This window comes from Neisseria sp. RH3002v2g, from assembly GCF_014596425.2.
Taxonomy (GTDB): Bacteria; Pseudomonadota; Gammaproteobacteria; order Burkholderiales; family Neisseriaceae; genus Neisseria.
In genome coordinates, this window is sequence record NZ_CP110721.1 from 1,883,940 (window position 1) to 1,906,253 (window position 22,314).

At 50.2% G+C, this 22,314-nt stretch carries 24 protein-coding genes, 1 other RNA gene and 1 pseudogene; 12 read left to right on the forward strand and 14 right to left on the reverse strand.

Going from position 1 to position 22,314, the window contains the following annotated elements:
* Positions 1-45: 45 nt before the first annotated feature.
* Positions 46-996 carry a D-2-hydroxyacid dehydrogenase gene (locus BBP27_RS08865; RefSeq protein WP_188211328.1) on the reverse strand — a complete coding sequence of 317 codons (951 nt, stop codon included), beginning with the start codon at positions 994-996 and terminating at the stop codon, positions 46-48.
* Between the two features lie 128 nt (positions 997-1,124).
* Between BBP27_RS08865 and BBP27_RS08870 the strand changes: the two genes are divergently transcribed.
* Complete coding sequence (locus BBP27_RS08870; RefSeq protein WP_070826381.1) at positions 1,125-1,343, forward strand: DUF2061 domain-containing protein; 219 nt, start codon at positions 1,125-1,127, stop codon at positions 1,341-1,343.
* A 164-nt stretch (positions 1,344-1,507) separates the two neighbouring features.
* A complete protein-coding gene (dinG, locus tag BBP27_RS08875; RefSeq protein WP_188211327.1) occupies positions 1,508-3,658 on the forward strand; it encodes an ATP-dependent DNA helicase DinG in 2,151 nt (716 codons plus the stop codon).
* Positions 3,659-3,726: 68 nt separating this feature from the next.
* Here dinG and BBP27_RS08880 read toward each other — a convergent pair whose 3' ends face one another.
* Positions 3,727-4,182 carry a GNAT family N-acetyltransferase gene (locus tag BBP27_RS08880; RefSeq protein ID WP_188211326.1) on the reverse strand — a complete coding sequence of 152 codons (456 nt, stop codon included), beginning with the start codon at positions 4,180-4,182 and terminating at the stop codon, positions 3,727-3,729.
* A gap of 167 nt (positions 4,183-4,349) precedes the next feature.
* Here BBP27_RS08880 and BBP27_RS08885 point away from each other — a divergent pair, with 167 nt between their 5' ends.
* Positions 4,350-4,616 (forward strand): DUF3079 domain-containing protein, encoded by a 267-nt coding sequence (locus tag BBP27_RS08885; protein ID WP_003686685.1) that lies wholly within the window; start codon positions 4,350-4,352, stop codon positions 4,614-4,616.
* A gap of 83 nt (positions 4,617-4,699) precedes the next feature.
* Here the strand turns inward: BBP27_RS08885 and BBP27_RS08890 are convergent, their stop codons facing one another.
* Positions 4,700-5,182: a dihydrofolate reductase gene (locus tag BBP27_RS08890; RefSeq protein ID WP_188211325.1), complete on the reverse strand. Its 483-nt coding sequence runs from the start codon at positions 5,180-5,182 to the stop codon at positions 4,700-4,702.
* 196 nt (positions 5,183-5,378) lie between these two features.
* On the opposite strand from BBP27_RS08890, the gene BBP27_RS08895 reads away from it, so the two are divergent.
* A complete protein-coding gene (locus BBP27_RS08895; RefSeq protein ID WP_188211360.1) occupies positions 5,379-6,176 on the forward strand; it encodes a factor H-binding protein in 798 nt (265 codons plus the stop codon).
* Between the two features lie 89 nt (positions 6,177-6,265).
* Here BBP27_RS08895 and asd read toward each other — a convergent pair whose 3' ends face one another.
* Entirely contained in the window at positions 6,266-7,381 is a 1,116-nt protein-coding gene (gene asd / locus BBP27_RS08900; protein ID WP_049344926.1) for an aspartate-semialdehyde dehydrogenase, read from the reverse strand.
* Between the two features lie 240 nt (positions 7,382-7,621).
* Between asd and BBP27_RS08905 the strand changes: the two genes are divergently transcribed.
* The 4 genes and pseudogenes from BBP27_RS08905 (at position 7,622) to mltA (ending at position 11,867) form a co-directional block, all read left to right on the forward strand.
* Positions 7,622-8,194, forward strand: a complete 573-nt coding sequence (locus tag BBP27_RS08905; RefSeq protein ID WP_070587859.1) for an RDD family protein — start codon at positions 7,622-7,624, stop codon at positions 8,192-8,194.
* A gap of 276 nt (positions 8,195-8,470) precedes the next feature.
* A pseudogene (locus BBP27_RS10650) lies at positions 8,471-8,518 on the forward strand (hypothetical protein); the annotation flags it as partial.
* 15 nt (positions 8,519-8,533) lie between these two features.
* Positions 8,534-10,453, forward strand: a complete 1,920-nt coding sequence (gene tet(M) / locus BBP27_RS08915) for a tetracycline resistance ribosomal protection protein Tet(M) (RefSeq protein ID WP_063856397.1) — start codon at positions 8,534-8,536, stop codon at positions 10,451-10,453.
* Positions 10,454-10,544: 91 nt separating this feature from the next.
* Positions 10,545-11,867, forward strand: coding sequence for a murein transglycosylase A (gene mltA, locus BBP27_RS08920; RefSeq protein WP_070606572.1), 1,323 nt, complete (start codon positions 10,545-10,547; stop codon positions 11,865-11,867).
* A 107-nt stretch (positions 11,868-11,974) separates the two neighbouring features.
* Here mltA and rnpB read toward each other — a convergent pair.
* The 7 genes from rnpB to BBP27_RS08955 form a co-directional block, all read right to left on the reverse strand.
* An RNA gene (gene rnpB / locus BBP27_RS08925) (RNase P RNA component class A) lies at positions 11,975-12,336 on the reverse strand.
* A 53-nt stretch (positions 12,337-12,389) separates the two neighbouring features.
* Positions 12,390-13,097 carry a hypothetical protein gene (locus BBP27_RS08930; RefSeq protein WP_070587856.1) on the reverse strand — a complete coding sequence of 236 codons (708 nt, stop codon included), beginning with the start codon at positions 13,095-13,097 and terminating at the stop codon, positions 12,390-12,392.
* 54 nt (positions 13,098-13,151) lie between these two features.
* Positions 13,152-13,385: a methionine-binding protein gene (locus tag BBP27_RS08935; protein WP_070587853.1), complete on the reverse strand. Its 234-nt coding sequence runs from the start codon at positions 13,383-13,385 to the stop codon at positions 13,152-13,154.
* 13 nt (positions 13,386-13,398) lie between these two features.
* Positions 13,399-13,983, reverse strand: coding sequence for a Holliday junction branch migration protein RuvA (gene ruvA / locus BBP27_RS08940; RefSeq protein ID WP_188211324.1), 585 nt, complete (start codon positions 13,981-13,983; stop codon positions 13,399-13,401).
* Between the two features lie 98 nt (positions 13,984-14,081).
* Positions 14,082-14,801 carry a septal ring lytic transglycosylase RlpA family protein gene (locus tag BBP27_RS08945; RefSeq protein WP_188211323.1) on the reverse strand — a complete coding sequence of 240 codons (720 nt, stop codon included), beginning with the start codon at positions 14,799-14,801 and terminating at the stop codon, positions 14,082-14,084.
* Between the two features lie 48 nt (positions 14,802-14,849).
* Positions 14,850-15,314 carry a tRNA (uridine(34)/cytosine(34)/5-carboxymethylaminomethyluridine(34)-2'-O)-methyltransferase TrmL gene (gene trmL, locus BBP27_RS08950; protein ID WP_049329344.1) on the reverse strand — a complete coding sequence of 155 codons (465 nt, stop codon included), beginning with the start codon at positions 15,312-15,314 and terminating at the stop codon, positions 14,850-14,852.
* 64 nt (positions 15,315-15,378) lie between these two features.
* On the reverse strand, positions 15,379-16,095 hold the full coding sequence (locus BBP27_RS08955; protein WP_049335652.1) for a ComFC family protein: 717 nt from the start codon (positions 16,093-16,095) through the stop codon (positions 15,379-15,381).
* Between BBP27_RS08955 and bioH the strand changes: the two genes are divergently transcribed.
* Positions 16,094-16,840 (forward strand): pimeloyl-ACP methyl ester esterase BioH, encoded by a 747-nt coding sequence (gene bioH, locus BBP27_RS08960; protein WP_188211322.1) that lies wholly within the window; start codon positions 16,094-16,096, stop codon positions 16,838-16,840. The genes BBP27_RS08955 and bioH overlap by 2 nt on opposite strands.
* Positions 16,841-16,900: 60 nt before the next feature.
* A complete protein-coding gene (locus tag BBP27_RS08965; RefSeq protein WP_188211321.1) occupies positions 16,901-17,707 on the forward strand; it encodes a class I SAM-dependent methyltransferase in 807 nt (268 codons plus the stop codon).
* A gap of 69 nt (positions 17,708-17,776) precedes the next feature.
* Here BBP27_RS08965 and BBP27_RS08970 read toward each other — a convergent pair whose 3' ends face one another.
* From BBP27_RS08970 to BBP27_RS08980, 3 genes are all read right to left on the reverse strand, one after another.
* Positions 17,777-18,025, reverse strand: a complete 249-nt coding sequence (locus BBP27_RS08970) for a BolA family protein (RefSeq protein ID WP_003686612.1) — start codon at positions 18,023-18,025, stop codon at positions 17,777-17,779.
* Between the two features lie 125 nt (positions 18,026-18,150).
* The gene (locus BBP27_RS08975; RefSeq protein WP_188211359.1) at positions 18,151-18,480 is read right to left on the reverse strand and encodes an FKBP-type peptidyl-prolyl cis-trans isomerase; all 330 of its coding nucleotides are present in this window, start codon (positions 18,478-18,480) and stop codon (positions 18,151-18,153) included.
* Between the two features lie 139 nt (positions 18,481-18,619).
* A complete protein-coding gene (locus BBP27_RS08980; protein WP_188211320.1) occupies positions 18,620-19,795 on the reverse strand; it encodes a cytochrome-c peroxidase in 1,176 nt (391 codons plus the stop codon).
* 395 nt (positions 19,796-20,190) lie between these two features.
* Here BBP27_RS08980 and efeU point away from each other — a divergent pair, with 395 nt between their 5' ends.
* Positions 20,191-21,015 carry an iron uptake transporter permease EfeU gene (gene efeU, locus BBP27_RS08985; RefSeq protein ID WP_036492490.1) on the forward strand — a complete coding sequence of 275 codons (825 nt, stop codon included), beginning with the start codon at positions 20,191-20,193 and terminating at the stop codon, positions 21,013-21,015.
* Positions 21,016-21,027: 12 nt separating this feature from the next.
* Positions 21,028-22,194: an iron uptake system protein EfeO gene (gene efeO / locus BBP27_RS08990; RefSeq protein WP_049335642.1), complete on the forward strand. Its 1,167-nt coding sequence runs from the start codon at positions 21,028-21,030 to the stop codon at positions 22,192-22,194.
* The last annotated feature ends 120 nt before the right edge of the window (positions 22,195-22,314 follow it).

Below are 22,314 nucleotides of genomic sequence, written 5' to 3' on the forward strand. Positions count from 1 at the left end.
GGCCTTTAAAATTGTTCACAACCTTATCAACAGGTTTTCCATAGATTAAACCAGATTTTGCGGATTGCCGGCCACGAAGTGGTTGATGTTGTCCAAAAGGATGTCAAACAGGCGGTTGGCGGCCTCTTGGCTTGCCCATGCGATGTGTGGCGTGACGATGAGGTTGGGCAGTCGGGCTTTCAGCAGAGGGTTGCCGTCGCGCGGCGGCTCTTGTGTCAATACGTCAAAACCTGCCCCGCCGATTTGGCCGTATTTCAACGCCGCAACCAAAGCGGCTTCATCGACCAAGCCGCCGCGCCCGCAGTTGATGAGGATGGCGCCGGGTTTCATTTGTTGCAATTCGGCTTCGCCTATCATGTTTGCCGTTTGCGGCGTGAGCGGACAATTAAGCGACACGACATCGGCGGAGCGGATGGCTTCGTCAAAGGAAACATAGCCGTCGCGGACGCTTTGGGCATTTTTATGTTCGGCGAACACGACATTCATTTTGAAAGCCTGTGCATAAGTTGCCAGCGTTTTACCGATATTGCCGCGACCGAAAATCGCCAGCGTTTTACCGTTTAAATCGCGCATCGGTGCGCCGAGGTGACAGAAAAACGGCGAGTTTTCCCACAAGCCTGCCGCAACATCGCGCTGATAGGCAGGCAGGTTGCGCATCAGGGTAATCATCATCATAAACGCGTGTTCCGCCACGGATTCATTGCCGTAAGCGCGGATATTGCACACTGCCGTGCCGTTTTGTTTGGCGGCCTCAACGTCCACATTGTTGACGCCTGTCGCGGTAACGGCAACCAGCTTGAGTTGTGGATTTTCGGCAAAGGCTTGGGCGGAAATCACGACTTTGTTGGTAATCACAATGTCTGCACCGCGGATACGCGCCAGCGTTTCGTGCGCTTCGGTTGTGCCGTAGCTGCTCAATGTATGTGGAAAATCAAAGTCAAACGGGCGGTTGACGAGGGTATCGCGGTCAAGGACGACAATTTGGAGCGAATTCATAAAATTCCTATCAAAAATAAAATATCGATTTATAAAATCTAAATAAGGATAAAGGATTTAAAATATACGCGTTAGTTGATAATAATTATTATGTAGCTATTAAAACATCAATGTATCAGGAAAACAAAATGATTAAAACCATTACATTTGCTATTTTGCATTTCAGCGTTGCATTTAGTGTCGCCTATATTCTGACCGGCAGTATCGGCGTTTCCAGCGCGGTGGCTTTGGTCGAACCCATCGTCAATACCGTTGTCTTTTATTTTCACGAAAAAGCGTGGAACCGCTACGAGAAAAACAAATCCGAAAAACAAAAATTGTGGGTGCCTCTGCATCAGTGCGGCTAAAGTTTCAGACGGCCTTTTGCTTGATTAAAACCGATTATGTTTTTTCGGTTCGGCCATCGCCATCAAAATGCCAAACCCTAAAATAGAGTAAGACTTTACGAAGGCTTCATGAAGGTAAAAATGCTAAAATACGCTATTCTTGCAAACCCATTCAGACGGCCTCAATGCTCACCGATTTAGAAAAAAACGCCATCCGCGACCATTACCAAAACATCGGCAAAAACCTGCCCGGTTTCCGTCCGCGAGCTTCGCAGCGGGAAATGATTGCGGCGATTGCCAACGCTTTTTCGCGGACGTTGACGCGTGAAGAAGGCGAAGAAGCGCCCAAACGCGAGGGTGAGAGCATTGCCGTGATCGAAGGGCCGACCGGTGTGGGTAAATCATTGGCCTACCTTTTGGCCGGCGGCATCATGGCGCAGACGCGCGGCAAACGGTTGATCGTCAGCAGCGCGACGGTGGCCTTGCAGGAACAGTTGGTTGACCGTGATTTGCCGTTTCTGGTCGAAAAAAGCGGTTTGGAGCTGACTTTTGCGCTTGCCAAGGGGCGCGGCCGTTATCTTTGCCCTTACAAACTCTATCAACTGACGCAAAACAATGCCCAGCAAAACCTGCTTGGTTTTGAAGCGCCGGAAGTGTTGTGGGACAGCAAACCCAAGCCGGAAGAATTGAACCTGCTGCGCGACATTGCCGATGAATTTTCCGCCCGCCGCTTTAATGGCGACCGCGACACTTGGCCGGAAAAAATCGATGACGCGATTTGGCTTAAAGTGACCAACGACCGCCACGGCTGCCTGAAATCCGCCTGTCCCAACCGTCCGGAATGCCCGTTTTATCTGGCGCGCGATGTTTTGGAAACCGTCGATGTCGTCGTTGCCAATCACGATCTTCTGCTTGCCGACATCAGCATGGGCGGCGGCGTGATTCTGCCTGCGCCCGAAAACAGTTTCTATTGCATAGACGAAGCGCACCACCTGCCCAAAAAAGCCCTCAGCCGTTTTGCCGCCGAACATTCATGGAATATTGCCGTTTGGACGCTGGAAAAACTGCCGCAGCTTACCGGCAAAATTGCTGCGCTGACCGATAAAGCCGAACTTGCCAACCTTGCCGACGAAGCTGCCACATCCTTGCTCGACAGCCTGCACGAATGGCAGTTCCATTTGGCGGAAGAGCCGTCTTTAAGTCTGGGGTCGTCTGAAAACGACAGGCGGAAACAAAACGAACCGACTTGGCTGTGGGAAGACGGCAAAATCCCCGAAGGCCTTGAAACCACGGTTTCCAATACGGCCATTGCTGCGCGCAGCCTGCTCAAACATGTTATCGGCCTGAACGATGCGCTTTCCGCCGCACGCCGCGAAAAAGAACAGGACGGCGCGCTCATCGACCGCCTGACCAGCGAGTTCGGCCTTTTTATCGCCCGTATCGAACAAATCAGCGCGGTTTGGGATTTACTCTCCACCGTTCCCATTGAGGGCGAAGAGCCGTTGGCGAAATGGATAACCCGCCGTGCCGATGACAAAAACGACTATATTTTCAACGCCAGCCCCATCAGCAGCGCATCCCACCTTGCCAACAGCCTGTGGCGGCGCGCGGCAGGCGCGGTGTTGACTTCGGCCACCCTGCAATCGCTCGGCAGCTTCAACCTGATTTTGCGTCAAACCGGCCTATTATGGCTGCCCGAAACCACCACGCTCGCTTTGGAAAGCCCGTTTAATTTCGATGCGCAAGGCGAGCTGTATATTCCGCCGGTTCATGCCAGCCCGAAAGACCCTGATGCGCACACGGCCGCCATTGTCGAATGGTTGCCGAAGCTGGTTTCGCCGGTTGAAGCCATCGGCACGCTGGTATTGTTTTCCTCGCGCAAGCAAATGCAGGACGTTGCCTTGCGCCTGCCTGACGAATATTTGCCGCTTCTGCTTGTGCAGGGCGAGTTGCCCAAGGCCATTCTTTTACAAAGGCATCATCAAGCCATTGCCGAAGGCAAAGCCAGCATTATTTTCGGCCTCGACAGTTTTGCCGAAGGCCTCGACCTGCCCGGTGCGGCCTGCGTGCAAGTCATTATCGCCAAGCTGCCGTTTGCCATGCCGGACAACCCCATCGAGAAAACCCAAAACCGCTGGATTGAACAACGCGGCGGCAATCCCTTTATTGAAATTACGGTGCCTGAAGCCAGCATCAAACTGATCCAAGCCGTCGGCCGCCTTATCCGTACCGAACAGGATTACGGCCGCGTGACCATCCTCGACAACCGCGTCAAAACGCAACGCTACGGCCAGCAATTATTGGCCTGTCTGCCGCCGTTTAAGCGGATAGGGTAGTTGTGGATAATTTAAAATAAAAGGCCGTCTGAAACCAAATGTTCAGACGGCCTTTTATTCTTTTTAAGCTATAAATCCAATTTCATGACGGATACGGTTTCCCCGTTGTGCCAAGTCTGTGTGATTTCTTTCCAGCCGAACTTTTCATACACAGCCTGCACATCCGGCGTATAGAGGAACAGATGCGGCAAACCCAGTTCGCGTGCTTTATCCAGACAAAACGAAACCAGCTGCCTGCCTACGCCCAAACCGCGAAATTGCGGTAAAACGAACACATCGCCCAGCCAATATTCGTATTCGGGAAAACACGCCATATCAAACCGCTTCAATGCCGCCGAACCCATCAGCCGCCCTTCCTTATCCACAGCCGCAAACGCCAGCGGCAAGTTATCCCCATCGAGGCATTGCGCGTAATACGCACGGATTTTGTCCAGAGACGACCACGGCGCAAAATCGTGCCATTCCTCAAACAGCGCGAGGGATAAAGGCTCGACAAACTCAGGCTTCAGACGGCATATGTTCATATTGGGTCCTCTTGTTGTACCGAATAGGGATAGTTTTTACAGTATAGGCCGTCTGAAAGGTTAACACATCTTAAAAAATCAGCGTAAAACACGATAAACCCGCCGCCAGTCCCATTCAAATCACTTATAATTCTGCCCATACCGCACACAAACAAAAGAAGAACATCATGGCCAAGAAATTTCCCATTTTTCCGAAAAATCCCGAACGTATCTGCTGGGGTTGCGACAAATACTGCAAAGAAGACGATTTGCAATGCGGCAACGGTTGCGAACGCATCCAACACCCCATCGAGTTGGACGGCCGCGACTGGTATAAAAAAGGCGACTGGAGCAATTTGTTGAGCGAAGAGCAGCAAATCGAACTTGGACTGAAAGAAGCGCCCAAGCCGGCCAAACCGCATATCAAACTGCCTTTGAAAAACAAAACGGCTTAAACGGTATGCCGTAAATAAAAGAGATAAAAAAAGGCCGTCTGAAACCTGAAAACAGGGTTTCAGACGGCCTTTGTGTTGTCGGATTATGCCTTCACATAATGCACAAACGCGTATTCGATGCCTTTGGCGGAAACATGGTTTTCCCGAGAGGCTTCTTGCCATGTTTCTGTGGAAAACTCAGGAAAAAACGCATCGCCGTCCACATCCAAACCGACTTCGGTCAAACGCAAATCGGTGGCAATCGGCAGGGCTTGTGCATAAATTTGCGCACCGCCCATGATGATGACTTCTTCAACCCCCTGACACAAAGCCAGCGCATCTTTTAAAGAAGCCGCCGTTTGCGCGCCTTCGGCCTGATAATCTTGGCGGGTGATGACGATATTTTGACGGCCGGGCAGAGGTTTGCGCGGCAGCGACTCCCATGTTTTGCGGCCCATAATGACGGGTTTGCCGGTGGTGTAGGATTTGAAAAAGGCAAAATCCTCGGGCAAATGCCAAGGCATGGTGTTGTTGATGCCGATACAGCGGCGAGCGGCATAGGCGGCGATAAGGGTGATTTTCGGCATAATGAAATCCGTTTGCAAAATAAAATGATTATAGCGGAAGGGACTTTGAATAGACTGAATACCCGATATTTTAAAAATGTTTCAATATTTATAAAATCAATATTCAAAATACTTAATTTTGACAAAAATCATTTATTGTTCATTTTTTTAGGGATATAATAAATATCATACCAAATAAAAAGGAAAGGAAAAAATGATGAGAACCCTCCGCATTTCTGCTTTGACGGCTTCCCTGTCTTTGATGTTGGCTGCCTGCGGCGGCGCAACAAGCGGCTTGTCAAATGCCGTTACCGAGCCGCTCAATCCGCATCCGAAAGGCATGTTGTCCGTTGAATTGAACGAATCCGTCCCTGAAAACGGTATGTTGGATCTGACGGCCAACGGTAAAACGCAAACCCTGCAAAAAGGCGGCAAACTCGATACCGGCTTTTTGAAAACCGATAAAGTATCTTCTTACGACTACGCCCAAAAAATTAAGGTAAACGGCCAAGTCATTACTTTGGAAACGGGCGACTTCCAAGTGTATAAACAAAATTATTCCACTGTTGCTGCGCGTTACACCAAACAAAAAGCCGATGACGCAGGCAAGCTGCAAAACCTTGATACATACACATTCACCGTCGGCGAAGTCCAAGGCGATGAAACTGCGTATCGCAATTTGCCCAAACAAGGCAGCTATCAGTATTCGGGGATCGCGTTTAACGGCGACGACCGCAGCGGCCGTCTGAAATACACCGTTGATTTCGATAAAAAACAAGGTTACGGCAAAATTAGCAGCATGGCCTCCTACAATAATGTCGACCTGCTTGCCGCAGGTATTGCCAATAACAATGGCAAAGCCGCCATCAGCGGTAAAACCAGTTTGAACGGTATCGAAAACGGCCGTTATGATTTGAAACTCTTCGGCTCGCAGGCTGAAGAAATTGCCGGTAAGGCGCAAATCAAAGTTGGCGACTCTACCAAAGAAATCGGTTTGGCCGGTAAGAAAGAATAGGAAATAAGGCCGTCTGAACATTTCAGACGGCCTTATTGTGACAAAAAAAGCAACGGCCCAAACCGTTGCTTTTTTCATGCCAACCTAAATTACAGGCTGCCCAAGATAATGCGCAATACGCGGCGCAACGGTTCGGCAGCGCCCCACAAGAGTTGGTCGCCGACAGTGAACGCGCTGATGTATTCGCCGCCCATCTCCAGTTTGCGGATACGGCCAACAGGAACAGACAGCGTGCCGGTAACTTTGGCAGGAGTCAGCTCGTGGATGCTGGCTTCTTTTTCGTTGGGGATGACTTTCACCCAGTCGTTCGCGCCTGCCAAAATCGCTTCGATTTCAGAAACAGGCAGGTCTTTTTTCAGCTTCAGGGTAATGGCTTGGCTGTGGCAGCGCATAGAACCGATGCGCACGCACAAGCCGTCGATTACGGTCGGATTGTCGCTGCGGCCGAGGATTTTGTTGGTTTCCACGCCGCCCTTCCATTCTTCTTTGGACTGGCCATTACCCAAATCCACGTCAATCCAAGGAATCAGGCTGCCGGCGAGCGGTACGCCGAAGTTGGCTTTCGGATAGTCTTCGCTGCGCAGGAAATCGGACACTTTGCGGTCGATGTCGAGGATCGCGCTGGAAGGGTCGGCAAGCTCGTCTGCCACTTGGGCGTGAATCGCGCCCATGCCGCTGATGAGTTCGCGCATGTTTTTCGCACCCGCGCCGGAAGCGGCTTGGTAGGTCATGCTGGTTGCCCATTCGACCAAATCGTTTTGGAACAGGCCGCCCAAAGCCATCAGCATCAGGGAAACGGTGCAGTTGCCGCCGATGTAGTTTTTCACGCCGTTTTTGAGGCCGTTGTCGATGACGTTGCGGTTGACCGGGTCGAGGACGATAATCGCGTCGTCTTTCATGCGCAGGGAAGAAGCCGCGTCAACCCAGTATCCGTTCCAGCCGCTGTCGCGCAGGGGTTGGAACACGGATTTGGTGTAATCGCCGCCCTGACAGGTAACGATGATGTCCATTTTTGCCAATTTGGCAACATCGTTGGCATCCAACAATGTTTTGGCCGCCTGACCGAAATCAGGGGCAGCACCGCCGACGTTGGAAGTGGTAAAGAAAAACGCTTCGGGAATATGGGCGAAGTCGTTTTCTTCTTTCATACGCTGCATCAAAACAGAGCCGACCATACCGCGCCAGCCGACAAAACCTACTTTCATGTGTTACTCCTTACAAAGAAAATCCGGATAAGTTTATAGTGCATTAACAAAAATCGGAACGGCATCGCCTGCCGCTTTGTTCAGATTTTTGTTAACCCACTATAAAAAAGGGGAAAACAAACGTTTTAACGCCGTCTGCGGAAAATGTAAAGGTTTTTATCGAAAATTTTTAGAATGATAGGAAAATAGGTTAAGATGGCAATGAAATTGCATTTCATTAATGGTACAGAGGAAGATTAAATGAGCAAAATCAATTTGTCGGATTTGCCCCAAACAGAAATAGTAGATGTCCATATTGCTTCGCCGGGGGCGAGGGTTGCGGCATATTTGTTGAATAATCTGTTTACTTTTTTGATATGGTTGCCATTCATTGTGATGGTAGTTTTCACTTTAGATGAAAGCAAAGAATTAGTTTCGGAGTCTTCTCTTTCTAATACCCCTGAATATTTTGCCATAACATTTTTTATTTCTTTGGCTGTTTATTTGGTTTTCGGTATCTTCCAACTGTATTACATGAGCCGGGACGGTCAGTCTTTAGGTAAAAAAATTATGGGCATCCGCGTGTTAAAAAGTGACGGGAATAATCCAGGTTTTGAAGGAACAGTTTTAATCCGCGAAGTTGTTTGGGCGCTTGCTGTTGGTGTTGTGGTAACTATTGTATCGTTGGCAATAAGTGACACGGGTGGAAACCTGATTTCTCTGCTTATAGCCTTCATCAACTTCATCATGCTCTTTTCCGTCAAACGCGACCGCCGCACGCTCTACGATATGCTGGCCGATACGGTTGTCGTCAAATTGCCGCCGCGCCGATAAATCGCTTTTTTTGATAAAAAATTGGAGATTCCTTTACAAATATGCTCTTACGTGCTATTATTTAAGTGACTATTTAAAAGGAGTTAATAAATATGCGGCAAGGTATTCTTAAATAAACTGTCAATTTGATAGCGGGAACAAATAATTAGATGTCCTTTTTTAGGAGGGCTTAGTTTTTTGTACCCAGTTTAAGAATACCTTTATCATGTGATTCTAAAGTATCCAGAGAATATCTGTATGCTTTGTATACCTATGGTTATGCATAAAAATCCCAGTGATAAAAGTATTTATCACTGGGATTTTTATGCCCTTTTGGGTTTTTGAATGGAGGAAAATCACATGAAAATTATTAATATTGGAGTTTTAGCTCATGTTGATGCAGGAAAAACTACCTTAACAGAAAGCTTATTATATAACAGTGGAGCGATTACAGAATTAGGAAGCGTGGACAAAGGTACAACGAGGACGGATAATACGCTTTTAGAACGTCAGAGAGGAATTACAATTCAGACAGGAATAACCTCTTTTCAGTGGGAAAATACGAAGGTGAACATCATAGACACGCCAGGACATATGGATTTCTTAGCAGAAGTATATCGTTCATTATCAGTTTTAGATGGGGCAATTCTACTGATTTCTGCAAAAGATGGCGTACAAGCACAAACTCGTATATTATTTCATGCACTTAGGAAAATGGGGATTCCCACAATCTTTTTTATCAATAAGATTGACCAAAATGGAATTGATTTATCAACGGTTTATCAGGATATTAAAGAGAAACTTTCTGCCGAAATTGTAATCAAACAGAAGGTAGAACTGCATCCTAATATGCGTGTAATGAACTTTACCGAATCTGAACAATGGGATATGGTAATAGAAGGAAATGATTACCTTTTGGAGAAATATACGTCTGGGAAATTATTGGAAGCATTAGAACTCGAACAAGAGGAAAGCATAAGATTTCATAATTGTTCCCTGTTCCCTGTTTATCACGGAAGTGCAAAAAACAATATAGGGATTGATAACCTTATAGAAGTGATTACGAATAAATTTTATTCATCAACACATCGAGGTCAGTCTGAACTTTGCGGAAAAGTTTTCAAAATTGAGTATTCGGAAAAAAGACAGCGTCTTGCATATATACGTCTTTATAGTGGCGTACTGCATTTGCGAGATTCGGTTAGAATATCGGAAAAGGAAAAAATAAAAATTACAGAAATGTATACTTCAATAAATGGTGAATTATGTAAAATCGATAAGGCTTATTCCGGGGAAATTGTTATTTTGCAGAATGAGTTTTTGAAGTTAAATAGTGTTCTTGGAGATACAAAGCTATTGCCACAGAGAGAGAGAATTGAAAATCCCCTCCCTCTGCTGCAAACGACTGTTGAACCGAGCAAACCTCAACAAAGGGAAATGTTACTTGATGCACTTTTAGAAATCTCCGACAGTGACCCGCTTCTGCGATATTATGTGGATTCTGCGACACATGAAATCATACTTTCTTTCTTAGGGAAAGTACAAATGGAAGTGATTAGTGCACTGTTGCAAGAAAAGTATCATGTGGAGATAGAACTAAAAGAGCCTACAGTCATTTATATGGAGAGACCGTTAAAAAATGCAGAATATACCATTCACATCGAAGTGCCGCCAAATCCTTTCTGGGCTTCCATTGGTTTATCTGTATCACCGCTTCCGTTGGGAAGTGGAATGCAGTATGAGAGCTCGGTTTCTCTTGGATACTTAAATCAATCATTTCAAAATGCAGTTATGGAAGGGATACGCTATGGTTGCGAACAAGGATTATATGGTTGGAATGTGACGGATTGTAAAATCTGTTTTAAGTATGGCTTATACTATAGCCCTGTTAGTACCCCAGCAGATTTTCGGATGCTTGCTCCTATTGTATTGGAACAAGTCTTAAAAAAAGCTGGAACAGAATTGTTAGAGCCATATCTTAGTTTTAAAATTTATGCGCCACAGGAATATCTTTCACGAGCATACAACGATGCTCCTAAATATTGTGCGAACATCGTAGACACTCAATTGAAAAATAATGAGGTCATTCTTAGTGGAGAAATCCCTGCTCGGTGTATTCAAGAATATCGTAGTGATTTAACTTTCTTTACAAATGGACGTAGTGTTTGTTTAACAGAGTTAAAAGGGTACCATGTTACTACCGGTGAACCTGTTTGCCAGCCCCGTCGTCCAAATAGTCGGATAGATAAAGTACGATATATGTTCAATAAAATAACTTAGTGTATTTTATGTTTATGTAAAATCAGCACTTTCCAACATAGGCCGTCTGAAAAATCGCTTTCAGACGGCCTTTCGACACGCTATTGATTTCATGAAAAAACATTTGTACCGCATTACGCTCGTCAGCATTGCCGCGGCCATTCTTGCCGCCTGTCCGAGCAAAAGCATTAAAAACCTCCCCGAAACCGACACCAGCGTTATCAAAGGCCCTGACCGCCCCACCGGTACGCCCGATCCCGTCGGTACGACAGTGAGCGGGGGAGGAGCAAACTACACCGTAGTTTCCTACAACGAATTGCCGCACTGGGACCTCCAACACTTTACCAAAAGCCTGCAATCTTTCCGTTTAGGCTGTGAAAAACTTAAAAACCGCCAAGGCTGGCAGGACGTTTGTATCCAGGCCATGCAAACACCGGTGCACCATTTCCAAGCCAAGCACTTTTTCGAGCGCTATTTCACCGCATGGCGCGTCGATAACGGCGGCAATCCTGCCGGCACCATTACCGGTTATTACGAACCGGTCCTGCGCGGCGACGACAAATCCACGAGCCAATCCCGTTTCCCTATTTACGGCATTCCGAACGATTTTGTTTCCGTTCCGCTGGCTGCAAACTTGAGGGGCAGCAAAGCCACCGTCCGCATCCGCCAAACCGGCCCAAACAGCGGCGTCATCGACAACAGCGGCGCATACACGGCCGACTTGTCCAGATTCCCGATTACAGCACGCAGCACCGCGCTGAAAGGCCGTTTTGAAGGCAGCCGTTTCGTTCCTTACTACACCCGCAGCCAAATCAACGGCGGCGCGCTTAACGGCAAAGCGCCGATTTTGGGTTACGCAGATGATCCGGTCGAACTTTTCTTTATGCACATTCAAGGTTCAGGCCGTCTGAAAACGCCGTCCGGCAAATACATCCGTGTCGGATTTGCCGATAAAAACGAACATCCGTATGTTTCCATCGGCCGCTATATGGCGGACAAAGGCTATCTGCCGCTGGGTCAGACCAGCATGCAGGGCATCAAGGCCTATATGAAGCAAAACCCCGGCCGCCTTGCCGAAGTTTTGGGACAAAATCCAAGCTACGTCTTCTTCCGCGAGCTGACCGGCAGCGGCGATTCCGGCCCGGTGGGCGCATTGGGTACGCCGTTGATGGGCGAATACGCCGGTGCCATCGACCGTCACTACATCACGCTTGGCACACCATTATTTGTCGCCACTGCCCATCCGATCACCAAAAAAGCCCTCAACCGCCTGATTATGGCGCAAGACACCGGCAGCGCGATTAAAGGCGCGGTCCGTGTGGATTATTTCTGGGGCTATGGCGACGAGGCAGGCGAAGTGGCCGGCAAAATGAAAACTACCGGCTATGTATGGCAGCTCCTGCCCAACGGCATGAAACCGGAATACCGCCCATAAACGGCGGTTTTAAAAAAGGCCGTCTGAAACCAAGATTCAGGTTTCAGACGGCCTTTTTATTTCGATAAAAATGCGGCAGGTTTTAAAAACCTGCCGCGGTATGGGGACATACAGCTCGGACGGTAAGCCGGGTTCTGTCGCGGACAGTCATTCCTCTAGGCACATCATTGCTGGTGTGCTCAAGCAACCTACCCGAACGCTCGGCGAGCAGCGTCATCGCGTTCTGTTTGGTCTTGCTCCGAATGGGGTTTAGCCTGCTGCGCTTTGTTACCAAATGCACGGTGCGCTCTTACCGCACCTTTTCACCCTTACCTGTTTTGCCCGAAGGCAATCATCGGCGGTATTGCTTTCTGTTCCACTTTCCGTCGCGTTGCCGCGCCCGGCCGTTAGCCGGCATTCTGCTCTGTGGAGCCCGGACTTTCCTCCCCGTATGCCTTACGCGATACGCGGCGACTGTCTGTCCGACCTGTATGAGGTGCGGATTATAACACAGCCGCCATAGGGTTCAGACGGCCTAAATATTTATTTTTTCTTTTTAAATGCTATTTCGGTCAAACCCAATTCCTGTGCTTTTTTGCGAACTGCGGATTCGGGCATTTCGCGTGCCAGGCGGCTGGTGCAGTATTCGGTCATGGTGGTGGCGCAGGCTTTGAAGTTGCCGGTAAAGTCGCTGGCGGCACTTAAAAACGGAATGAGGCGGCCGGCCATGATTTCTTCGGCCGGTGCGTCTGTTTGGGCGGATACGCGTCCGGACTCGACCGCCGAGAAAATTTGTTCTGTAAAGCGTCGGGCGAAGTTTTCTTCTGTTTGGCAGTCTTGGAATGCGGTGTTTTCGTGTTGGCAGACAAGGGTAACTTCGCCTTGAGCTTCTTGCAACGGTTCGGCCAAATCGAGTTTGAGGGTTTGCTTGTCGGTTTGCAGCCAGGCGGTGCGGCCTTGGGTTTTGATGATTTTGCCGTAAACGCCGATGGCATCGTTTTTAGGGATGTTTTTCTGTTCGGCAAGTTGTTGGGCCGAGAATAAGGGGGCTTGTTCGGCAAATGCGCCGCCGGTTTCGTGTTTGAAGTAGGCGGCGAGGTCTTGTTTGATGAGGGCTTGGGTCAGCAGTTTTTCGCCTTCGGTCAGGCGGTGTGCAAAGCCGTGTGTTTTGGGGGCGGATGCGGCATCCGTGGTCTTGGTGTCCGGTGTGCAGGCGCTCAGGAGTAAAAGCAGGGGAAGGATGTATTTCATGGTTGGTCTCTCAACAGGCCGTCTGAACCTATGGTTTCAAACGGTCAGCGTTGTTTATCGATAACGATAAACCCGGCGGGGATAAACGGGATAGGCCGGGTAATTGCGGACGGGTTTGCTGTCTTGATAGATGACGGTCGTCCCGGGCGGGGCGTTGATGGTCACGGTTTTGTTGACGGTGGTTTGCGAGTGGACGGGCAGGTCTAAGACGGCGGTGCGTCCATACGGGGTCTCGGTATAGATGCATGCGCTTAGAAAGAGGGTGATGCTCAGGGCCAATGCCTTCATGTTTCAGACGGCCTTATTTGAGCAGGTTTTTCAAGGCCAAGCGTACGCCTTCGCCGACTTCCGTGCCTTTGGGAATGCCTTTGGTGGCGGCTTTGGCTTCGCGTTCGTTATAACCGAGGGCAAGCAGGGTGTTGATGATGTCTTGGCTTTCGTCGGCAACGGCATCAGAGACAAACAGGCCGTCTGAAACGGTATGGGACACGAGTTTGCCGCGCAGTTCTAACACCATGCGTTCGGCGGTTTTCTTGCCGATGCCGGGGGCGGAGGAGAGGCGTTTGACGTCTTCTTCGGCGATGGCTTGCGCCAGCTCGTCGGCATTCATGGCAGACAAAATGCCCAATGCGGTTTTGGCACCGATGCCGCTGACTTTGACCAGTTGGCGGAAGGTGGCGCGTTCCTCGGCTGAGGCGAAACCAAACAGCAAATGCGCGTCTTCGCGGACGACAAGCTGGGTGTAGAGATGGACGGTTTCGCCAACGGGGGGCAGGTTGTAGAAAGTCTGCATGGAAACGTCGGCTTCATAACCGACGCCGTTGACGTCGATAACGACCTGCGGCGGATTTTTCTCAATCAATTTGCCTGTAAGCCTGCTGATCATGGTGTTCCCCTGTGATTAAAAAAGGCCGTCTGAAACCTTGCAATCGGGTTTCAGACGGCCTTGTATTGTATCAAACTTCAGCGGTAACGCGGACGAAATCAGATGGCGGATGCCAGGTTCAGATGACGGGCGCGTTCGCCTGCTTCGGCGGCACGTTCTTGGCTGCTGAACGGACCCATTTTGACAACGTATTCGTAGTTGCGTTTTTCAAGCATGATTTTGCTGTCTGACGGCAGGCTTTGTGCGGCTTGGTTCAAATAGGCCTGCGCTTCGCGTTGGGTACCGAAGGATTTCAAATCAACAAAAAATTCTTTGTTGTTTGGGGAAATAATGGTTTGAGCGGCGGTTTGGCCGGGGATGATCTGCTCAACTTTGACATTGGCCGTGCCTTGGTTGATGAAACCTAATTGTTGGGCGGCGGCTTTGGAAACATCGATGACGCGGTTGCCGTGGAAAGGGCCGCGGTCGTTGACACGGACGATGACGCTTTTGCCGTTTTGCATATTGGTCACGCGTGCGTAGCTGGGAATAGGGAGGGTTTTGTGGGCGGCGGAGAGGGCGTTCATATTGTAACGCTCGCCGCTGGAAGTTTTACGGCCGTGGAATTGGTTGCCGTACCATGAGGCTTTGCCGGTTTGGCTGAAAGAGGAAACTTTGGTCAGCGGCGTGTAGCGTTTGCCGGCAACTTTGTAACTGCGGTTGGCAGAAGGATGCAGTTTTTCGACTCGAACCACGCTGTCAGCGACGGCGGCATTGATGGAAAGGACGCCGATGGTGGTGGCGGCTAAGGAAAGGAGGGTTTTTTTGGTAAAAGTCAAAACGGGTTCCGTTCTTGAGTTGATAACGCAGCGGTTTCAGACGGCCTGTTATACGCCGCCTGCGAAACCGTTTTGTCGCCATGCTTCAAACAGAATAACGGCGACGGTATTGGAAAGATTCATGCTCCTGCTGTCGGGCATCATCGGCAGGCGGATTTTTTGTCCGGCAGGCAGGCTGTCGAGAACTTCGGCAGGCAGGCCACGTGTTTCGGGACCAAACAGCAACACGTCGCCTTCGCGGAAGGAAACTTCGTCGGGGCGGGTAGAGCCTTTGGTGGTCAGCGCGAAAATGCGGCGGCCTTCAAGGGCCTTGAGGCAGTCTTCGAAATTCTCATGTACCGTCAGTTTGGCAAACTCGTGATAATCCAAACCCGCGCGTTTCATTTTGGACGAATCCAGCGGAAACCCAAGCGGCTTGACCAAGTGCAAATCGGCACCGGTATTGGCGCACAGGCGGATGATATTGCCCGTATTGGGCGGGATTTCGGGTTGGTACAAAACTATGGTAAACATATAAATCAATCACTTATAGAGTGGCATAATGCCGAAATGTTCCATGGGTGTCAAAAACTTTAAGCTATTTTTTCATTGGCGGCCGCGCCAAACTCCAGCAAAAAATCTTACCTGCGCCTGATTTTTTCAGCGTTTTCGCCAATTCGTCCAAAGTCGAGCCGGTGGTAAAGACATCGTCAATTAACAGAATATTACACGCCTTCGGCAATTCGGCTTTGATTTTAAATGCATTCTTGATATTTCGCCGACGTTCGTCGCTTTTCAGCGTACTTTGCGGCTCGCCATGCCGTCTGAAAACCGCGTGTCGCGACAGCAGCGTCCAGCCGTAGCGTTTTGCCAAAATATCCGTCAACGCCTCGCTTTGGTTGAATCCGCGCTTGAGCCGCCGCTCTTTGCTCAAAGGCATGGGCAGGACGAAATCGAAGTGTTCCGCCGCCAGCCAGTCCGGTGCGTTTTGGCACATCAAATCCGCCAACGGACGGCTCATGCCCAAGTCGGCCAAGTGTTTCAGCTCGCGTATCATGCTGCTGACGGGCGGTTCGTAATACAGCGAGGCCCACATTCTATCAAATGCGGGCGGCTTTTTCTGACAACCGCCGCACACTGCCCCGCCCGCGACATGGCGGAAACACAAAGGGCAACTTTGTGCCGCGTCGATAAAATATTCCGTCAAATCGTTTGCGCAGCCTCGGCAAAGGCCGTCTGAAACGGAATCGTGGCATAATACGCAACGTCGCGCATTGAGCCGTTTCAAATTGCGCCACCAAGAAAGAACATTCATGCCACACTCCGCCAAAAAAGTTTATCTGATACACGGTTGGGCGGCGAACCGCCATGTATTCGACGATTTGATACCGCGCCTGCCTGCCGGTTGGGACGTCCGCGCGCTTGATTTGCCCGGACACGGCGATGCGCCTTTTACCGAGCCGTTTGATATTGCCGCCGTTGCCGAAACCTTCGCCGGACAAATCGACACGCCGGCACACATTCTCGGCTGGTCGCTGGGCGGATTGGTTGCCCTGTATCTGACCGCGCTTTATCCCGACAAAATCCGATCGCTCTGCCTGACGGCAAGTTTTGCCCGATTGACTGCCGACACGGATTATCCCGAAGGCTTGGCGCAACCTGCCTTGGGCAAGATGGTCGGCGCATTCCAGCAGGATTATGCCAAACATATTAAGCAGTTTCTACAACTGCAACTGCTGCACACGCCCCATTCCGGCGAAATCTTAAACCGGGTGCTGCCCGATTTGGCACGCTGCGGCACGCCTTCCGCCCTGCAGGCCGCGCTTGAAGCGGTCAACCATGCCGACGCGCGTCCGCTGTTGCCGCTGATTCAAACGCCGTCATTGCTGGTGTTTGGACAGAAAGACGCCATTACGCCGCCGCGCATGGGCGAATATTTACACCGCCATTTGAGCAACAGCGAGCTGGTCCTTATCGACAAAGCCGCACACGCGCCCTTTTTAAGCCATGCCGACGAATTTGCCGAAACCTACCGCAATTTTGTCGAAAAGGCCGTCTGAAACAGCCTTCAACCATAAAAACAGAATATTGTCGGGCAAAGCCCGCTGACACGACCCACCATGACCGAACAAGACAAACGCTGGCAAATTCACCGCCATCTCGCCCAAGACACCGACGAGCGCCTACAGCTGGTCCGCAATGCACCCAAACGCATCATGCTGATTGGTGCCGATGCCGACATCAGCCGCAGCCTGCTGGCCGCGCGTTATCCCGACGCCGTGTTTGAAGAATACGATCCGAATGCCGACTTTTTGAAAACCGCCGCTGCCGCGCGCAAAGGCGGTTTCTGGCAGAAGCTGACCGGCAAAACCATTCCGCAACATTGCCAAGCCCTGACCGCGCCGCTGCCTGAATCATCCGCCGATATGTTGTGGGCCAACCTCAGCCTCAGCCGCGCCGACAATATTTTGCCGGTATTGAAAAACTGGGCCGCAGCCTTGAAAACCGACGGATTATTGTTTTTCACGCACTTTGGCCGCGACAGCCTGACCGAGCTGACAGGCCGTCTGAACCATGAAGGCATCGAATGCGAAGCGCCCACGCTGATTGATATGCACGACTTAGGCGATATGCTCGCCGACAACGGCTTTTACGATCCGGTAACCGACACGGCCAAGCTTGAGTTGAGCTATAAAAAAGCCGGGACGTTTTGGCAGGACATGGAAACCTTGGGATTGTGGAACGCGTTGAAGTTCAGCAATCCGCAGGCGGCCAAGGAAGCTGTGGATAAGATTTTTGCCAACGAAGGCCGTCTGAACATCACGCTTGAAACCGTGTACGGCCATGCCGTGAAGAAATTGGTGTTGCCGCAAGGGGAAAACGTGGTGCAGTTTTTCCCGAAAAAACAGATGCAGGCCGGAAGCTGAGGCTGCTTGGGTTTAAATGCAAAAAGGCCGTCTGAAAAGTTTTCAGACGGCCTTTTATTTGATTCCGAATTAAGCCTGTTTGGCCGCCCATTCGGCCGGCGTAGCGGCAACGGAAATCGACAGCGCGTGCAATTCGTTGCTTTCGAGTTGCGGCTTGAGGCCGTCTTTAATCAGGCGGTGGCGGGCGAGGCGGGCTTTGCCTTCAAAGGAAGAGGAAACGATTACGGCGAAGAAGTGATGGCCGTCGCCTTCGACTTCGACGTGTTCGCAAGGGGTAACGCCTTCAATCAGGGTTTTGACTTGTTCGGGTAAAAGCATGAGGGTTCCTTGGGAAATGGTTTGTTTGTAAAACAGGCATTATACCGAATCTTGATAAAAACAGGCCGTCTGAAAAACCAAACTTCGGGTTTCAGACGGCCTCGGCCTTTGGAAGCGTCAAATGCTTATTCGTACACTTTCAGCAGCTCGACTTCAAAAATCAAAGTCGCGTGCGGAGGAATCACGCCGCCGGCACCGTGTGCGCCGTAGCCCATTTCGGAAGGAATGGTCAGCTTGCGTTTGCCGCCTTCTTTCATGCCGCCGAAGCCTTCGTCCCAACCTTTAATCACTTGGCCGACGCCCAGGGTGATGGTCAGCGGTTGACGGCGGTCGAGGCTGGAGTCGAATTTGGTACCGTCTTCCAACCAGCCGGTGTAATGTACGGTGATTTCTTTGCCTTTGACGGCTTCTTTGCCGTGGCCTTCTTGCAAGTCTTCAATAATCAGGTTCATGATGTTCCTTTCGGATGTATGGTGAAAATCGGCTCAAGATTACCATATTGTGCGCAATCGTGAAACAAAGCCGCCCATATGGCCGGCAGCAAAAAGGCCGTCTGAAACGGATTTTCAGACGGCCTTTGTTTTATGCTAACCCTTATTTGTTGTCAGGTCGGGATTTGACATCGTGGGAGACGGGCAGCTCAGGCATGGTTCGGGCAGACTCCGGAACATTGCCGGAAAGGGCTTTCAAGAAGGCAACGATGTTTTCAGTGTCTTCCGGAGCCAAGGTTTTACCCAATTGCGCTTTCGCCATGATGTTGACGGCTTTATCCAATTCCCAAACGCTGCCGTTGTGGAAGTATGGGTAGGTGCGTTCAACGTTTCTCAAGCCTGGAACGCGGAAGAAGAATTCGTCTTCGGCTTTTTTGGTTACGTCCGCACGGCCTTTGTCGTGTTTAGGATCGTCGATGTGTTTCCAGTAAGGACCGTCCACCAAACCGAATTTTTGGAACATGGTACCGCCCAAGTTGACGCCGCTGTGGCAGGACATACAGCCGTTGTCCATAAATGCGCGTACGCCTTTGCGTTCTTGTTCGCTCAGGGCCGATACGTTGCCTTTGAGGTAGTCGTCCCAACGGGTCGGGGTCAGCAGGGTACGTTCAAACGCGCCCAATGCGGTGGTGATGTTTTTGAAGGAAACCGCGCCGTCTTCAGGGAATGCGGCTTTGAATTTTTCTTGGTATTCAGGGATACCGGCGATTTTGGCGGCGGCATCGGCTTCGGTCGCGTTGGCCATTTCAACCGGGTTGAGCAATGGGCCGCCGGCTTGTTCTTCCACATCGGCGGCACGGCCGTCCCAGAATTGGCTGCCCAACAAGGCGGCATTCAGGGCAGTCGGGGGGTTACGGGCGCCGAATTGGCTTTTGTGGCCCGCGCTGGTCGGCATGTTGTCCACGCCGGCCGTTGCCAAGTTGTGGCAGGAGTTACAGCTGACGGTATTGCCTTTGGACAGGCGGGTTTCGTACCAAAGTTGTTGGCCGAGTTTGACCTGCTCTTCGGTAAACGGACGGATTTTTTGCATTTCGGCCGCATCAGGCAAAGGTTTGAACACGGCTTGTGCGCGTTCCAACAGGGCTTTGTCTTCGGCAGAAACATCGGCGGAATTTTGAGGGGCCGAAACGGCGGCGGTGCTTGCGGCAGCATCGGCAGCGCTCGCGGCAGAAGCCGCTTGAGGGGTTTCGGTTGTTTGAGCCGTTTTCTCGCCGCAGGCGGTCAGCGTGGCAGAAACGGCCAAAGCCAAAGCGATTTGGTGGAGTTTTAAACGTGGCATAGGAGGGTTCCTTTGTTATGCGTTTGTTATGTCATGGATTGCTGATTGCACCAGCAATATGCCAACTATAAAAGATAAGGCGGTTTTAATTTTTGTTGTAAATCAACCTTTTAAATTTGATAAATTCTGAAAATATCACTGATAGGGAAATTTATACTATGGAACTTTTTTATTATTTATTTACAATTGCTTAGATAAATTAAGGCCGTCTGAAAAAATAAAATTCAGACGGCCTTATTCAGACGGCCTTTTAGTTTTTATTGATTACGTCCGTTATTTTATTTTAAAAAATCTTAATAAATATGGGGTTATTAAAAAATAAAAATAATTTGCGTTATTAAGCATAAAGCGTTATAAATGCGTTAACAAATGAACATTTCACTTTAGAGTTTTTTATGCTGATTGCTTTATTGATTATGCTGCGCGAGGGCATCGAAGCCGCCCTGATCGTCGGCATTGTTGCCAGTTTTTTGAAACAGTCGGGACACAGCGAGCTGATGCCGAAGGTTTGGCTGGGCGTGTTTTTGGCTTCGGTCATGTGTTTGGGTATTGGTTACGGCATTCATTCCGCTACCGGCGAGATTCCGCAAAAAGAACAGGAATTGGTGGTCGGCGCCATCGGCCTGGTGGCTGTGGCGATGCTGACGTACATGATTTTGTGGATGAAGAAGGCCGCGCGTTCGATGAAACAGCATCTTCAGGATTCTGTTCAGTCGGCCTTAAACCGCGGCAGCGGCCAGGGTTGGGCCTTGGTCGGCATGGCGTTTTTGGCTGTGGCGCGCGAAGGTTTGGAGAGTGTGTTTTTCCTGCTGGCCGTGTTCCAGCAAAGCCCGACGTGGTCTATGCCGATAGGCGCGGTGTTGGGTCTGTTGGTGGCGGTTGTCATCGGTACGCTGATTTATCAGGGCGGTATGCGCCTGAACTTGGCGAAGTTTTTCCGTTGGACGGGCGCGTTTTTGATTGTGGTAGCGGCCGGTCTGTTGGCCGGTTCATTTCGCGCGCTGCATGAGGCCGGCGTATGGAATGTGATGCAGGATATTGCTTTCGACACATCGAAATATTTGCATGAAGACAGCCCTTTAGGCGTGCTGCTCGGCGGTTTCTTCGGCTATACCGACCACCCGACCGAAGGCGAAGTCCTGATTTGGCTGCTGTATCTGGTTCCCGTCATGATTTGGTTTTTGCGCGGCAGTGCGCCAGCAAAAACGTTAACTAAATAAGAAGGAAGTAAAATGAAAAAATTCAATCTGACTGCTTTGTCTGTAATGCTGGCTCTGGGTTTGACCGCGTGTCAGCCGCCTGAAGCCGAAAAAGCCGCGCCTGCCGCTTCAGGCGCATCCGCTGCCGCCAATGCCGACGGTTCGGTCAATATCGGTGTGAACGATACTGCCTGCGAACCGATGGAATTGACCGTCCCCAGCGGCCAAGTCGTGTTCAACATTAAAAACGACAGCGGCCGCAAGCTGGAATGGGAAATCCTGAAAGGCGTGATGGTGGTGGACGAGCGTGAAAACATCGCCCCGGGTTTATCCGACAAAATGACCGTTACCCTACTGCCGGGCGAATACGAAATGACTTGCGGCCTGTTGACAAATCCGCGCGGTAAGCTGATTGTTACCGACAGCGGCTTCAAAGACACTGCCAACGAAGCGGATTTGGAAAAACTGTCCCAACCGCTCGCCGACTATAAAGCTTACGTTCAAGGCGAGGTTAAAGAGCTGGTGGCGAAAACCAAAACCTTTACCGAAGCCGTTAAAGCCGGCGACATTGAAAAGGCCAAATCCCTGTTTGCCGCCACCCGCGTCCATTACGAACGTATCGAACCGATTGCCGAGCTTTTCAGCGAACTCGACCCCGTCATCGATGCGCGTGAAGACGACTTCAAAGACGGTGCGAAAGATGCCGGATTTACCGGCTTCCACCGTATCGAACACGCCCTTTGGGTAGAAAAAGACGTATCCGGCGTGAAGGAAATTGCAGCCAAACTGATGACCGATGTCGAAGCACTGCAAAAAGAAATCGACGCATTGGCGTTTCCTCCGGGTAAGGTGGTCGGCGGCGCGTCCGAACTGATTGAAGAAGTGGCCGGCAGCAAAATCAGCGGCGAAGAAGACCGTTACAGCCATACCGACTTGAGCGACTTCCAAGCCAATGTGGAAGGCTCCAAAAAAATCGTTGATTTGTTCCGTCCACTGATCGAAGCCAAAGACAAAGCGTTGTTGGAAAAAACCGATGCCAACTTCAAACAGGTTGAAGACATTTTGGCGAAATACAAAACCCCGAACGGTTTCGAGCTGTACGACAAATTGAGCGAAGAAGACCGCAAAGCCCTGCAGGCGCCGATTAATGCCTTGGCAGAAGACTTGGCCAAACTGCGCGGCATTTTGGGTTTGAAATAAGATAACGCGTTTTCAGACGGCCTTTGGATATTGAAAGGTCGTCTGAATCTTATTGTCGTCCACACAAAATATGCTTGAAAACCAACCTTACTTCATACGATTGCAATCTTTCCGTTCCCT

Excerpts from the sequence above, each read along its gene's own strand:
- BBP27_RS08935 (WP_070587853.1), bottom strand. The coding sequence starts at position 13,385 with ATGAAGGCATTGGCCCTGAGCATCACCCTCTTTCTAAGCGCATGCATC.
- efeO (WP_049335642.1), top strand. The coding sequence starts at position 21,028 with ATGAAAAAATTCAATCTGACTGCTTTGTCTGTAATGCTGGCTCTGGGT.
- trmL (WP_049329344.1), bottom strand. The coding sequence starts at position 15,314 with ATGTTTACCATAGTTTTGTACCAACCCGAAATCCCGCCCAATACGGGC.
- dinG (WP_188211327.1), top strand. The coding sequence starts at position 1,508 with ATGCTCACCGATTTAGAAAAAAACGCCATCCGCGACCATTACCAAAAC.
- BBP27_RS08930 (WP_070587856.1), bottom strand. The coding sequence starts at position 13,097 with ATGAAATACATCCTTCCCCTGCTTTTACTCCTGAGCGCCTGCACACCG.
- BBP27_RS08880 (WP_188211326.1), bottom strand. The coding sequence starts at position 4,182 with ATGAACATATGCCGTCTGAAGCCTGAGTTTGTCGAGCCTTTATCCCTC.
- asd (WP_049344926.1), bottom strand. The coding sequence starts at position 7,381 with ATGAAAGTAGGTTTTGTCGGCTGGCGCGGTATGGTCGGCTCTGTTTTG.
- BBP27_RS08955 (WP_049335652.1), bottom strand. The coding sequence starts at position 16,095 with ATGAATGTTCTTTCTTGGTGGCGCAATTTGAAACGGCTCAATGCGCGA.
- BBP27_RS08865 (WP_188211328.1), bottom strand. The coding sequence starts at position 996 with ATGAATTCGCTCCAAATTGTCGTCCTTGACCGCGATACCCTCGTCAAC.
- ruvA (WP_188211324.1), bottom strand. The coding sequence starts at position 13,983 with ATGATCAGCAGGCTTACAGGCAAATTGATTGAGAAAAATCCGCCGCAG.
- BBP27_RS08965 (WP_188211321.1), top strand. The coding sequence starts at position 16,901 with ATGACCGAACAAGACAAACGCTGGCAAATTCACCGCCATCTCGCCCAA.
- BBP27_RS08970 (WP_003686612.1), bottom strand. The coding sequence starts at position 18,025 with ATGCTTTTACCCGAACAAGTCAAAACCCTGATTGAAGGCGTTACCCCT.
- bioH (WP_188211322.1), top strand. The coding sequence starts at position 16,094 with ATGCCACACTCCGCCAAAAAAGTTTATCTGATACACGGTTGGGCGGCG.
- BBP27_RS08870 (WP_070826381.1), top strand. The coding sequence starts at position 1,125 with ATGATTAAAACCATTACATTTGCTATTTTGCATTTCAGCGTTGCATTT.
- BBP27_RS08905 (WP_070587859.1), top strand. The coding sequence starts at position 7,622 with ATGAGCAAAATCAATTTGTCGGATTTGCCCCAAACAGAAATAGTAGAT.
- efeU (WP_036492490.1), top strand. The coding sequence starts at position 20,191 with ATGCTGATTGCTTTATTGATTATGCTGCGCGAGGGCATCGAAGCCGCC.
- BBP27_RS08890 (WP_188211325.1), bottom strand. The coding sequence starts at position 5,182 with ATGCCGAAAATCACCCTTATCGCCGCCTATGCCGCTCGCCGCTGTATC.
- BBP27_RS08980 (WP_188211320.1), bottom strand. The coding sequence starts at position 19,795 with ATGCCACGTTTAAAACTCCACCAAATCGCTTTGGCTTTGGCCGTTTCT.
- BBP27_RS08895 (WP_188211360.1), top strand. The coding sequence starts at position 5,379 with ATGAGAACCCTCCGCATTTCTGCTTTGACGGCTTCCCTGTCTTTGATG.
- mltA (WP_070606572.1), top strand. The coding sequence starts at position 10,545 with ATGAAAAAACATTTGTACCGCATTACGCTCGTCAGCATTGCCGCGGCC.
- BBP27_RS08885 (WP_003686685.1), top strand. The coding sequence starts at position 4,350 with ATGGCCAAGAAATTTCCCATTTTTCCGAAAAATCCCGAACGTATCTGC.